The organism is Xanthobacter aminoxidans (assembly GCF_043193615.1).
Classification (GTDB): Bacteria; Pseudomonadota; Alphaproteobacteria; order Rhizobiales; family Xanthobacteraceae; genus Xanthobacter; species Xanthobacter aminoxidans.
Map to the genome: position 1 here is coordinate 667,022 of NZ_JBAFUS010000003.1, position 12,247 is coordinate 679,268.

Sequence of the window (12,247 nt, forward strand, 5' to 3'; positions counted from 1 at the left end):
ATGAAGCGCCGGCTTAGTTGCCATTGAATCGGCACGGCGCATGCTCTTTGGGCGCACTTTTGTGTTTCCTGGGCTCCTTTGATATGAGGAGCGCCCAGTAGAGATTATTCGGAGCTGCGTGATGGCTAATCCGCGCGTCTATGTTTACCAGTTCGCCTCCGGCTCCCAGTGGGCGGCCGGCGACAGCGTGGAGGCGTATCTGCGCCGTCTTCTGGATGTGGACTTCGCCCAGTCGCTCCGCGCCGACCGCCTCGCGGCGGTGACCGCCTTCCTCGACGAAGCCTTCCAGCTGGCCCACACCATCGGCTGGAGCGGCAGCGCGCGGGACATCCCGCAGATGTTCTCCCTGCCCGGCATGCCGGCCGAGGAAGCGGTCCACATGATCGCCTGGGAGCAGGAAGACGGCGTGGCCTTCATCGCCTCGCCCTATCCGCTGCCGTGGCTCGACGCCAAGGCGTCCCGCACCACCGATTCCGACCGCGCGGTTCCGGTGGAGGCCGCCGTCGCCCCCGTCGCCCGCCCGGTGCAGCAGCCGCCGCTGGAAGTGGTCTCGGCCCAGGCCGAGGAAGCGGTGGAAGCCGCCCTCGACCCGTTCTCCGAATATGTGCGCCGCGAGGAGGCCGCCCGCCTCTCGCGCGAGCCCGCGCCCCTCGCCGAGGATCGCGACGCCGCCCGCCGCTTCTTCTGAGCGAACCGATCACCCGATCCGCGATGCGCGCCCCCCAAGGGCGCGCATCGTCGTTCCGGGGCCCCTCTTTCCAGTCTGGAACGATGCCAGAGCGCGCGTGCGCCTTGCTCCGGCCGCAACGCTTGGATAGATGATTCACGGTGTGGACCGCGGCGCAGCCTCTTCGACACAAGCCGGCGCGGTTGACCTTGCGTGATGTTCAGTGGTGCGTGGTGGCGTTTTCCCATCCTGATGGCCCCAAGGTGAATCCAGCGTCCGTCGCAATGCCGCGCGCCCTCCATGCGCGGGGCATCCGGCTTCGGGCATGTTCCAAGGCTGATCGGTCCGGTTCCATGCCGGATGCGGAGACCTGAATTTGCGGTCGTTTCTCGCCGGCGTCCTCGCTCTGCCCGTGGCGCTCCTCCTCCTGCTCTGTGCGCTCACCGGCAGCGCGCAGGCGATGGAGGCGATTGCGCTTAGGCTCGATGCCAAGGTGGTGGACCTGCTGCCGGCCGTCGAGCGCCAGACCACCGAGGACGGCCGCTACCAGATTTCCACCGCCCCCGATGCCGAGGGCGTCGTGCGCCGCATCGAGGTGCCGACCTCCGACGGGCGCAGCCATGGCGAGTGGATCGCCTTCGCCCTCACCAACAATACCGACGAGCAGGTGGACCGCCTCATCGTCGCGCCGCACTACCGCATGTCCGGCTCCGGCCTGTTCTGGCCCGACCTCGGCAACCGCCGCATCCTCTCCTTGACGCCCAGCCAGGGCTTCAAGCCGGAACGCCAGTCGGCGCCGGATGCGGACGTGTTCCTCATCACGCTGGACCCCGGCTCCACCGTCACCTTCGTGGTGGAACTCGGCTCGCCCAGCCTGCCGCAGCTGCAGCTGTGGGAACCCGACGCCTACAAGGACCGGGTGAACGCCTTCACCCTCTACCACGGCATCGTCATCGGCATCGCCGGCCTGCTGGCGCTGTTCCTCACCATCCTGTTCGTGGTGAAGGGCTCGGTGATGTTCCCGGCCGCGGCGGCGCTGGCCTGGGCGGTGCTCGGCTATATCGGCCTCGACTTCGCCTTCTGGTCGAAGGTGTTCGGCCTCTCCCCCATCGCCGAGCAGTTCTGGCGGGCGGCGGGCGAGGCGATCCTCACCGCGACGCTCCTCGTCTTCCTGTTCGCCTATCTCAACCTCAACCGCTGGCATGTGCGCTACGTGCATGTGGCCGCCGGCTGGCTGGTCTTCCTCGCCGCCCTCGTGGTGGTGGCGCTGCTCGATGCGCCGGTGGCGGCGGGCATCGCCCGCCTCTCGCTGCTGGCGGTGGCGGTGGCCGGCTTCGGCGTGGTGATCTGGCTGTCGCAGCACGGTTTCGACCGCGCGGTGCTCATCATCCCCACCTGGTCGCTGCTGGTGGTGTGGGTGCTGATGGCGGGGCTCACGGTCGCCGGCTACGTCACCAACGATCTCGCCGCCCCCGCGCTCTCGGGCGGCCTCGTGCTCATCGTCATGCTCATCGGCTTCACGGTGATGCAGCACGCCTTCGCCGGCATCGGCGGCATCCAGGGCTCCGCCTCGGAGCTGGAGCGCCGCGCGCTGGCGCTGGCCGGCTCCGGCCTCATCGTGTGGGACTGGGATGTGGACACCGACCGCATCTACACCTCCCCCGAGGCCGAGGAGGCGCTGGGCCTGAAGCGCCATTCGCTGGAGACCGAGGCCGCCGGCTGGCTGGAGGTGCTGCACCCCGCCGACCGCGACCGCTTCCGCGCCACCCTCGACGGCATCATCGACCAGCGCCGCGGCCGCATCGACCAGGACTTCCGGCTGCGCGCCATCGACGGCCACTATCTCACCTTCAACCTCAAGGCCCGCCCGGTGGTGGGCGCGGACGGCGAGGTGGTGCGCTGCATCGGCACCCTCACGGACGTGACCGGCGAGCGCATCGCCGCCGAGCGCCTGCTGCACGACGCGGTGCGCGACAACCTCACAGGCCTGCCCAACCGCGAACTCTTCCTCGACCGCCTGCACCAGGCCCTCGTCACCGCCCGCCTCGACGACAAGGTGAAGCCGACGGTGATGGTGATCGACCTCGACCGCTTCAAGCAGCTCAACGTGCAGGTGGGCATGGCGGTGGCGGATTCCATCCTGCTCACCGTCGCCCGCCGCATGACGCGGCTTCTGAAGCCGCAGGACACTTTGGCCCGCATCTCCGGCGACCAGTTCGGCATCATCCTCATGTCCGAGCGCGACGCCGAGCGCATCACCACCTTCGCCGACACGCTGCGCCGCTCGCTGCGCGCGCCCATCGCCTTCGCCGACCGGGAGGTGTTCGTCACCGCCTCCATCGGCCTCGTCCTGTCCGGCCCGGACCAGGTGAAGCGCGACGAGGTGCTGAAAGACGCCGAGCTGGCCATGTATTACGCCAAGCGCATCGGCGGCGACCGCATCGAGGTGTTCCGCCCGGCCATGCGCCAGCAGAAGATCGACCGCGTGGTGCTGGAGCAGGAGCTGCGCGAGGCGCTGGAGAAGGAGCAGATCTCGGTCCGCTACCAGCCCATCGTGCGCCTCGGCGACCGGGCCATCGGCGGCTTCGAGGCCTATATGCGCTGGAACCACCCGCGCCTGGGCGAGCTTGCCGCCTCCGAATTCATCCTGCTGGCCGAGGAGACCGGGCTCATCCTCGACCTCGGCCTGTTCGTGCTCGACCGCGCGGCGCGCCAGCTTGGCCAGTGGCAGCGCCTCTTGCGCGTGGACCCGCCGCTGTTCATGCACGTCAACGTCTCGTCCCGCCAGCTGCTGCGGCACGATCTGATCCAGGACCTGAAATCCGTGCTCGCCCGCAACACGGTGGCGCCCGGCTCGCTGAAGCTGGAAGTCACCGAAGGGCTGGTGATGGAAAACCCGGAATATGCCGCCGTGGTGCTGGGCCGCATGCGCGAGCTGGGCGCGGGCCTGTGCCTCGACGATTTCGGCACCGGCTATTCCTCCCTCGCCTATCTCCAGCGCTTCCCGTTCGACAGCGTGAAGATCGACCCGCGCTTCGTGCGCTCGGTGGCCAAGGGGCCGTCCCGCGCCGCCCGGCCGGTGATCGTCGGCGCCATGATCGATCTGGCCCACGACCTCGGCATGGACGTGATGGCCGAAGGGCTGGAGAAGGAAGTGGAAGCCGCGGAGATGACCCGCTTCGGCTGCGAATACGGGCAGGGCGTGGTGTTCGGCGAGCCGCTCACCGCCGAGGAATGCCGCCACCTCATCGAGCCGGCGCCGGTGGACGCCCGCAAGAAGAAGACGGGGACGGCGGCGGAATAGGCCCGTTCAGGCGCCCGTGTCTGCTGGGCCCGGTTTGGTCGCGCCCGGTTTGGCCCGCGTTCGGGCGCGTTTCACAGGGGCCCGTGCCCCTGTCTGGGTCCCCTTCGCGCCGCGCGGCCAGCGGGCCGGCCAGTTGACGATGTGGTCCACCAGCTCGAACAGGCCAAACTCGCTCTCCAGCCCCGCGACCCGTCCGTGCACCGAGATGCCCGCGCTGACCACCGTGTCCCGCGTGCCGGACACCAAAGGATGCCAGAACGGCAGGTCCTTGCCCTCGCGCACCAGCCGGTAGGCGCAGGTGGGCGGCAGCCAGCCGATGCTCTCCACCGCCTCGGGGGTGAGGCGCACGCAGTCTTCCACGATCTCGGACCGGTTGGGATAGTCGGCGCAGCGGCAGGAGCCGGCATCGAACAGGCGGCAGGCGACGTCCGTGTAGGCGACGGCGCCCGAGTCCTCGTCCTCCAGCTTGACAAGGCAGCAGCGGCCGCAGCCGTCGCACAGGCTCTCCCATTCCTCCACCGTCATGGTGGCGAGGGTCTTGGTCCGCCAGAACGGCGCGGGGGTCTGCACAGGCGCAGAGGTCGCGGCAGGCGCGGGCGCAATCTCGGCGGCGGGCCGGGGTCGGGCGGAGGGAGGCATGCCGCCCCTTTAGCACAGGGACGGCGGCAAGTCGCTCACACTCACCCGCGGAGAGTCGCTCACTCGCCGCCGTAGCTCAGCAGCATCTGGTAGACGACGGGCTTGGCCGCCCGCATGTCCTTGTTGTCGGAGCGGAACTCCCGGTCGCCATCCACGTCGCCCTGATAGGCGGCGGGCGGCTCGAACCGGAGCTGCAGCCGGCAGCCGGTGGATTTGGCGAGCCGGCCGCCGTCCCAGTCCAGCACCGATCCGCCATAGTCCCATCCGAAGCCGGAGAGGGTGAAGGGCTTGCCGTTCGCCGCCTCCACCTCGGCCAGCGTCGCGCCGATGCCGATGCCTTCGGCCGTGCGCCACGGGCCGGGGTTATGGACGATCACATCGCCCGGCCGCCGCCGCTTCTTCTCGTCGAGCCAGATGATCTCCACCCGGCGCGCGGGATCGTCGGGGAACAGCACGGAGGCCTTCACCATCTCGCCCTCGGCGGCGGGCACGCTGCGGTACACCACGTTGGCGCGCCCGAACGTACGGATCAGCGCCGCCTCGTCGGTGTCGGCCGCGAACGGGCCGGTGCAGGCGAACGGCGGCAGCGCCTCCGGCCCGGCGGCGGGGGCCGGCGACGGCACCAAAGCGATGGCGAACGGGAGAACGGCAATCAGCCGGCGGAGCATGTGGCGCGTCCCTTCAGCGTGCGGGTCTTTTCGGTGCCGTCCGCATCCACCGTGGTGAGGGTGAGGACATAGCGGCCGGCGAAACTCTCGGCGTCCTTGCCCCGGCTCCGGGTCTCGATCACCAGCTCGGCGGCGCCGGCCTTGGGATCGGGCAGGTCGCGATAGAGGTGAAGGCGCACCTCGTGGCCGTGGAACCAGTGGTGGACCAGCGCCTCGCCGTCCAGTTCCAGCTTGCCGAACGGAGCTGCACCCTTGCCCGCCGGCTTCACCTCCAGCTCGGCGCGGAAATTGTTGAAGCTGCCGCCCATGCCGTGGGAGAAGGCCGTCTGCGCGGCGAAGGACACCGCCGCATCGTCGATGCTGCAATCGAGTGTGCCGGTGGCGTGGGCCGCAGGCGCGCCGATGACCAGAGCGAGCGCGGCGAGCCCGAACGCACGCCAGACAGCCCCGCTCCGGCGGTGCGGCGCGGGCGATGGTCCCCTCGAAAATCCGGTCATGGCGAGGCCCCCAAGGCAGTTGCCGCAGGGAGCCTAGAGCAGGCGCAGGCCCGGCTGCAACGCGAGCAGGGCAGGACGCCCCGGCTTCAGCGCTTGCCGGCGGTGTAGCGATCGGCCAAAGCGAGGGCCAGAGCGAAGCCGCCGAAGGCGGTGACGATGACGGTGAGCCAGATGGCGGTCTGTGCAGGCATGGTTTCCCCCGAATGTTTATGGGGGAAAGCTAGGCAGCGCGCGGGCCGGGGACTTTGATCAAGATCAAGCCCGGCCGTTCACAGCATCCGCCGCCCGCCGGGCCGCGGGAGGGATCGCGCCTCCGGCGCATCGGGCGGGCCATCCTGCGCGTCGTCCTGCGCGTCATCCTGCGCGCCATCCTCAGCATCGGCGTCCGGCGGCTCGCGGTTCTGCGGCTCGAGCTTCTGGTCCGGGGCCGGCGCGTCGGTGGCGAGGCCGTCGCGCCCTTCGGCCTTCGCCACGGCAACGAGGCCCTCGGCCCGGCTCAACAGGCTGTCGAGGCTCTCGCCCTGCCGCTGCTCGGCCACGCCGAAGCTGGCGGTGACGGTGGCGTGGGGCGGCAGCACGGAGAGACGCGCGAAATCCAGCTCCGCGCGCAACCGATCGGCGACGCGGGAGGCCCCGACGCGATTGGTGCGCGCCAGCAGGACCACGAACTCCTCCCCGTCCATGCGCGCCGCCGCATCCCGCGGCGAGGTCTCCTGCAGGATCAGGCGGCCGACCACGGAAAGCATCCGGTCGCCGGAGGTGGGGCCGAAATCCTCATTGATCTGCTTGAAGCGGTCCATGTCGAACGCGATGAGCGTCACCGGCCGCGCGCCGGGATCGGCGAGAATGTCCCGCGCCCGCTCCATGAAGTCGCGGCGGGTGCCGAGGCCGGTCAGGGCGTCGGAGCGGCCCTCCCGGCGGATCTCGTCGATGGCGTCGGCGGCGATGGAGCCGAGCAGGGCGAGGGCGAGCAGCAGGCCGCTGATGAGCAGGGAGAAGTTCAGCACCTGCCAGAACGGCGTCGCGCGGAACAAGGCGGCGAGATCCGCGGGGTCGGCGCCGTTCTCCCGCATCCGGTCGATCTCGAAGAGGTCGCCGGAGATCCGCATGGTGAGGCCGGTGCGGATGAAGAAGTGCAGGCCGAACAGCAGGAAGGTCCAGAACAGCAGCCGGTCGATGGGCCGCCGCCGCTCCAGGGCGACCATCTTGACCGCCGCGACCACGAACATGGTGCCGTAGCCGAGATTCTGCACATAGATGCGGGCGACCAGATCGCGGTCGAAATAGAAGAAATAGAACACCAGCGCGACGATGGCGCAGGCCATGATGAGCAGCAGCCGCCCCGACCCCGCACGGCCGAACCGCACCAGCACGCCCTCCACCAGGGTGAGCACGGCGAAGGTGTAGACGATGGCCGACACCACCGCGTTCGGGCCCGCCTCGCGGGGAAAGCCGGTGATCTGGATCAGCGCGGCCAGCGCATAGGCGCAGAAGGCGGACGCGAAATAGAGCCCGCAGCGGCGCTCGCGATCGTGCAGCCAGACCAGCAGGAACACGATGGCGATCAGCAGCGAGACGATAGGTCCGGCAAAAATATAAAGGCGTCCGTCCGACATGCTCCGCCCACCGACGCCGCCCGACATCGGACGCGCGACCTGGAGGCGGCACAGCCGCCCGCCACCCTAGGTCGCATCGGCCGCCCTGCGCCTACTTGGATGGTTCCCTCGTGGGAAAGTCAAGCCTGAGCCCGGCCATGCGCACAACACAACCTGCTGCAACGCAACAGGAAGTTGCCCTACCGGCGGTAGGCCCACAGGCGCAGCTCGTGCTTCAGCCGGCGGAAATCGTGGAAGGTGAAGGCGAGCAGCACCGTCGCGAGCACCGCCAGCGTGAGGGCGACGCCATTGGACCAGTCCAGCGCCGAGCGGGTGAAATCGTAGACGAGGTAGGCGAGGAACAGCGTCACCGCGAGGGCCGTTCCGTAATAGATTCGCGTATCCAGCCGGGCGATGAGGATGCCGACGCCCGTCCAGATGGCGAGCGCGATCAGGATGGCCCAGCCGAGGCCGAGGCCGAACTGCCGGGCGACGAAATGCCCGCCGACCCAGCACAGCAGCACCGAGGCGGCGAGCACCAGGATTCCCGCGCGCAGCCGGAAGATGTAGGAGCCCTTTGCTCCGGTCGGGGCGGTGGACATGATGCACCTCGGATCGGCGCCCGCGACACGGATGTGGCGGGATGACAGGGAACCACCCGGCCGCGTCAACGCTTGTGCCGGTCTGGAGGATGTCACGATGCGGCGAATGCGGGTCGTACTCAATGCCAAAGCGGGCACCGTCCACGACATGGGCCCCGACAAGGTGCGCGATATCGTGGATGGCGCGCTCACCCGGTCCGACCTCGACGTGGACGTGGTGGTGGCGGAAGGCGACGCCATGGCGGCCGCCATCGCCTCGGCCTCCCGCGACGGCTACGACACGGTGGTGGTGGGCGCCGGCGACGGCACCGTCTCCTATGCCGCCTCGGTGCTCGCCAACACCGACATGACCCTCGGCGTGCTGCCGCTCGGCACCATGAACCTCCTCGCCTACGACATCGGCCTGCCGCGCGACCTGATGGGCGCGCTGGAGGCGCTGCATGACGCAAAGCCCATGCGGGTGGATCTGGGCACCCTCAACGGCCGGCCCTTCCACGGCGTGTCCGGGGTGGGCTTCTTCAGCCAGATGGCCATGGCGCGGGAGCAGTTGCGCGACCGCGGCCGCGTCTTCGGCTGGTTCATGGCGCTGGGGCGGGCGGTGTTCCGCTCCGGGCGGATGTCGCTGGAGGTGGAGGTGGCGGGCGCCCGCGAATCCATCGACGCCTATGCCGCCCTCGTCACGGTGAACGCCTTCGACGCCTCCGGCTGGCACCGCTCGCGTCTCGACGGCGGGCAGCTGGAGGTGCTGGTGGCGGAGGATCGCGGCACCCTCGCGCGGCTGCGCACCGGCGCCGAGGTGCTGGTGGATGCCTGGCGCGGCGCGCCGGGTATCCATTCCTTCTCCGCCCGGCGCGTCACCATCCACGCCCGCCGCCGCCGCGCCTGGGTGGCGACCGACGGCGAGGTGACGCGCGAAACCCTGCCGCTGCGCTACGCCCTCGCCCCCGCCGCCCTCAGCCTTCTCGTCCCGCCCTCGGCCCTGCAATGGCAGGCGCACGAGCGCGAAGTCCACGAGCGCGATGACGTGACATAGGCGCGAGGTCCACGAGCGCGACGACGTGACCTGACACGCATCAGGCCGGCAGGTCCTGCACCGGCTGGCCGCGGTAGCGGATGAGGAGGGGCACGGTGAGCGTCATGGGGTGGGCGATGCCGTGCTCCCACAGGCCGTCCTCGCCCCAGCAATCGCCGTGGTCGCCGCACAGCACGATGGTGGCGCCGGCGAAGCGCTCCAGCAGCGGGGCGAGCTTGCGGTCCACATATTCGCAGCACAGGCGCTGGCGCTCGCGGCACTCGGCCGAGCGGTCCACCTTCTGGAACGGCAGGCAGGGATTGTCCGTGCGGTCCCACGGCGCGCCCTCGAAATAATAGGGCACATGGGTCTCGCCCACGTTGAGGAACACGAACAGGTCGCGCCGCGTCTCCCGCGCCGCCTGCTTCTCGATGAAGGCGAGTTGGGTGGCGATGCCCTTGTCGCCGGTGAACAGGAACTGTTCGAAGCTGCCGGTGAGCTTCTTCGACACCGGCGTCTTGGGGTCGAACCAGCCCATGGCCGCCGCGCCGATGGTGGCGTAGCGGGCATTGCGGAAACCGTCCACGATGTCGGTGCCGCTCACCGAGAAGCCGGGCCGGGCATGGCCCGCCGCCCCGGCGCGATCCAGCCGGAAGAGCCGCGCGAACTTGGGGTTCAGGAACGGCGTCGCCAGTTCCGCCACGCCGGGCGTGAAGCCCGCGAACATGGCGGCGTGGGAGGCATAGGTGAAATGCGCCGGCGCCTGCGCCTTGTAGAGGGCGGAGACCGTCTTCATGGCCGGGGCATTGGCCGAAACGAAGGTATCGTAACGGCAGGAGTCGATCGTGATGAAGAGCACGCTGTCAGGGGTGACACGCATGGCCGGCGCGGCTCTCAGAAAGGGGTGGTTTCAGTTGCCGCCGTCATTGTTGGCCTCGCCGCAGGTGTAGCCGACGAAGCAGCGGGGATTGTCCGTGGTGGGCATCCAGGCCGGAGAGGTGGTCTGGTCGTCCTGGCAATAGCGCTGGTCCAGCACGTAGCGCTGGGCGTTGCCGCCGCCGGTGGGGACGAGGATGAAGCCCTGCTGGCGCACCACCTGACGGACGCCGGAGCAGGTGGAGGGCGGCACGGGAACGGCCATGTAGCCTTCCGGCGGCGGCTGGTTCTGGCCGTAGATGGCGGTGCCGTCCACGGGCACCGGCAGCGGCCCCGCGCCGAGATCGGACGGCGGCGCCAGCGGATCGCCCTGGGCCAGCGCCAGAGAGGGCGCGATAGCCAACGGCACGAGAACGGCCGCCATCAACATCCGTACGAACAGGACGCGTACCCCGCGCGCAACGGGTCGCGACGTTCCGGACTGTACAGAACGCATCACTTTTTCCCCTCAGTGCCGCCGGGGGAAGCCTGTAGCGCACCTTGCCTCCGCTGGCAAAGAGAACCGCGCGAAATCCGCACCGCGGCTCACTTTCCGCCCCGTTCAAGCTGCGTCGCCCTATTGTCATGGACGGTTCCGGGACTCTGCCGCACCGCACACGGGACGCAAGGCGCGGATGGCGGCGTCCGGTACCATTAGCCGGCGGGGCTTTGCCCGTTATCCCCACAATCATCCACCGGGGAAAAATCGGCCCGCGCGCCGCTGGCGCAGGGGCATTCGCTCTTGCTACACCACCTTCCCAAAGCAAAAAATTGCCCACACCCAAGAATTGCCCAACCAAGGGATTGCCGGCTTCATGCTCGATCTGTCGGACAAGGGCGACCTCGACCCCACCTATCGCCAGGCCCCGCACAATGTGGAGGCCGAGCAGGCGCTGCTGGGCGCCATCCTCGTGAACAACGAGGCCTTCTACCGCGTCTCCGACTTCCTCGAGCCGCGCCATTTCTACGAGCCCATCCACGCCCGCGTCTTCGAGCTGGCGTCGGCGCTGATCCGCGCCGGCAAGCTGGCGACGCCGGTCACCATCAAGACCTTCCTGCCCGCGGACCTGGACGTGGCCGGCCTCACCGGACCGCAATACCTCGCCCGCCTTGCGGCGGAGGCGACCACCGTCATCAATTCCGAGGATTACGGCCGCACCATCTACGACCTCTCGGTGCGCCGCGACCTGATTCGCATCGGCGAGGAGATCGTCAACGAGGCCTACGACGCCCCGGTGGACGCCACCCCGCAGGACCAGATCGAGGAGGCGGAAAAGCGCCTCTACGAGATCGCCGAGACCGGGCGCTACGACGGCGGCTTCCAGCGCTTCGGCGAGGCGCTGCGCGAATCGGTGGACATGGCCTCCAAGGCCTTCCAGCGCGACGGCCACCTCTCCGGCATCGCCACCGCCCTCGACGACCTCGACCACCAGATGGGCGGCCTCCAGCCCTCGGACTTGGTGATCCTCGCCGGCCGACCGGCCATGGGCAAGACCTCGCTCGCCACCAACATCGCCTTCAACATCGCCGCCGCCTATCGCGGCGAGACCCGGCCGGACGGCTCCACCGAGACGGTGTCCGGCGGCGTGGTGGGCTTCTTCTCGCTGGAAATGTCGGCCGAGCAGCTCGCCACCCGTATCCTCGCCGAGCAGGCGGAGATCGCCTCCTACAAGATCCGCCGCGGCGACATCTCGGAAAGCGAGTTCTCCAAGCTCGCCGCCGCCGCCCAGACCATGCAGACCATCCCGCTCTATATCGACGACACCGGCGGCATCTCCATCGCCCAGCTGGTGGCGCGGGCGCGGCGGCTGAAGCGCCAGCGCGGGCTGGACTTCATGGTCATCGACTATCTCCAGCTGCTCTCCGGCTCGTCGAAGGCGTCGTCGCAGAACCGCGTGCAGGAGATCACCGAGATCACGACGGGCCTGAAAGCCCTGGCGAAGGAGCTGCAGGTGCCGGTCATGGCCCTGTCCCAGCTCTCGCGTCAGGTGGAAGCCCGCGACGACAAACGGCCGCAGCTTTCGGACCTGCGTGAATCCGGCTCCATCGAGCAGGACGCCGACGTCGTCATGTTCGTTTACCGGGAGGAGTATTATCTTAAGAGCAAGGAGCCGAAGCCCGGCACAGAGGAGTGGTTCAAGTGGGAGATCGAGATGAAGGCGGCCGAGAACACGGCCGAAATCATCATCGGAAAGCAGCGCCACGGCCCCACCGGGACGGTGAAGGTGCATTTCGAGCCGCAATTCACCCGCTTCTCCAACCTGGCGCGGGAGGACCACCTGCCGGACCGCCACTGACCGGCGAACCGCAGGCCCCCGAGGACCCCGCCGCCAGCGCTGCGGCAGCAG

General features: G+C 69.2%; 11 protein-coding genes. 4 read left to right on the top strand and 7 right to left on the bottom strand.

The features are described 5' to 3' along the window. The first annotated feature begins 121 nt into the window (after positions 1 to 121). Positions 122 to 688 (top strand): hypothetical protein, encoded by a 567-nt coding sequence (locus tag V5F74_RS18265; protein WP_394009611.1) that lies wholly within the window; start codon positions 122 to 124, stop codon positions 686 to 688. Positions 689 to 1,127: 439 nt separating this feature from the next. Then, positions 1,128 to 3,971 carry an EAL domain-containing protein gene (locus tag V5F74_RS18270; protein WP_394009666.1) on the top strand — a complete coding sequence of 948 codons (2,844 nt, stop codon included), beginning with the start codon at positions 1,128 to 1,130 and terminating at the stop codon, positions 3,969 to 3,971. 6 nt (positions 3,972 to 3,977) lie between these two features. Here the strand turns inward: V5F74_RS18270 and V5F74_RS18275 are convergent, their stop codons facing one another. The 5 genes from V5F74_RS18275 to V5F74_RS18295 form a co-directional block, all read right to left on the bottom strand. Next, complete coding sequence (locus tag V5F74_RS18275) at positions 3,978 to 4,541, bottom strand: YcgN family cysteine cluster protein (RefSeq protein ID WP_394009612.1); 564 nt, start codon at positions 4,539 to 4,541, stop codon at positions 3,978 to 3,980. A 128-nt stretch (positions 4,542 to 4,669) separates the two neighbouring features. Further along, a complete protein-coding gene (locus tag V5F74_RS18280) occupies positions 4,670 to 5,278 on the bottom strand; it encodes a hypothetical protein (protein ID WP_394009613.1) in 609 nt (202 codons plus the stop codon). Continuing rightward, positions 5,263 to 5,775, bottom strand: coding sequence for a hypothetical protein (locus V5F74_RS18285; protein ID WP_394009614.1), 513 nt, complete (start codon positions 5,773 to 5,775; stop codon positions 5,263 to 5,265). Before V5F74_RS18285 ends, V5F74_RS18280 begins: the two co-directional genes overlap by 16 nt. 269 nt (positions 5,776 to 6,044) lie before the next feature. After that, on the bottom strand, positions 6,045 to 7,391 hold the full coding sequence (locus V5F74_RS18290) for a GGDEF domain-containing protein (protein WP_394009615.1): 1,347 nt from the start codon (positions 7,389 to 7,391) through the stop codon (positions 6,045 to 6,047). Positions 7,392 to 7,570: 179 nt separating this feature from the next. Further along, the gene (locus tag V5F74_RS18295; RefSeq protein ID WP_024277156.1) at positions 7,571 to 7,972 is read right to left on the bottom strand and encodes a hypothetical protein; all 402 of its coding nucleotides are present in this window, start codon (positions 7,970 to 7,972) and stop codon (positions 7,571 to 7,573) included. Between the two features lie 106 nt (positions 7,973 to 8,078). Between V5F74_RS18295 and V5F74_RS18300 the strand changes: the two genes are divergently transcribed. Further along, on the top strand, positions 8,079 to 9,005 hold the full coding sequence (locus V5F74_RS18300) for a diacylglycerol/lipid kinase family protein (protein ID WP_245279318.1): 927 nt from the start codon (positions 8,079 to 8,081) through the stop codon (positions 9,003 to 9,005). 40 nt (positions 9,006 to 9,045) lie between these two features. On the opposite strand, the gene V5F74_RS18305 is transcribed toward V5F74_RS18300, so the two are convergent. Together V5F74_RS18305 and V5F74_RS18310 are read right to left on the bottom strand one after the other, a co-directional pair. After that, entirely contained in the window at positions 9,046 to 9,864 is an 819-nt protein-coding gene (locus tag V5F74_RS18305; protein WP_250165039.1) for a hypothetical protein, read from the bottom strand. A gap of 30 nt (positions 9,865 to 9,894) precedes the next feature. Next, positions 9,895 to 10,284: a hypothetical protein gene (locus V5F74_RS18310; protein WP_394009616.1), complete on the bottom strand. Its 390-nt coding sequence runs from the start codon at positions 10,282 to 10,284 to the stop codon at positions 9,895 to 9,897. Positions 10,285 to 10,714: 430 nt separating this feature from the next. On the opposite strand from V5F74_RS18310, the gene V5F74_RS18315 reads away from it, so the two are divergent. Continuing rightward, complete coding sequence (locus V5F74_RS18315) at positions 10,715 to 12,196, top strand: replicative DNA helicase (protein ID WP_394009617.1); 1,482 nt, start codon at positions 10,715 to 10,717, stop codon at positions 12,194 to 12,196. Positions 12,197 to 12,247: the final 51 nt, after the last annotated feature.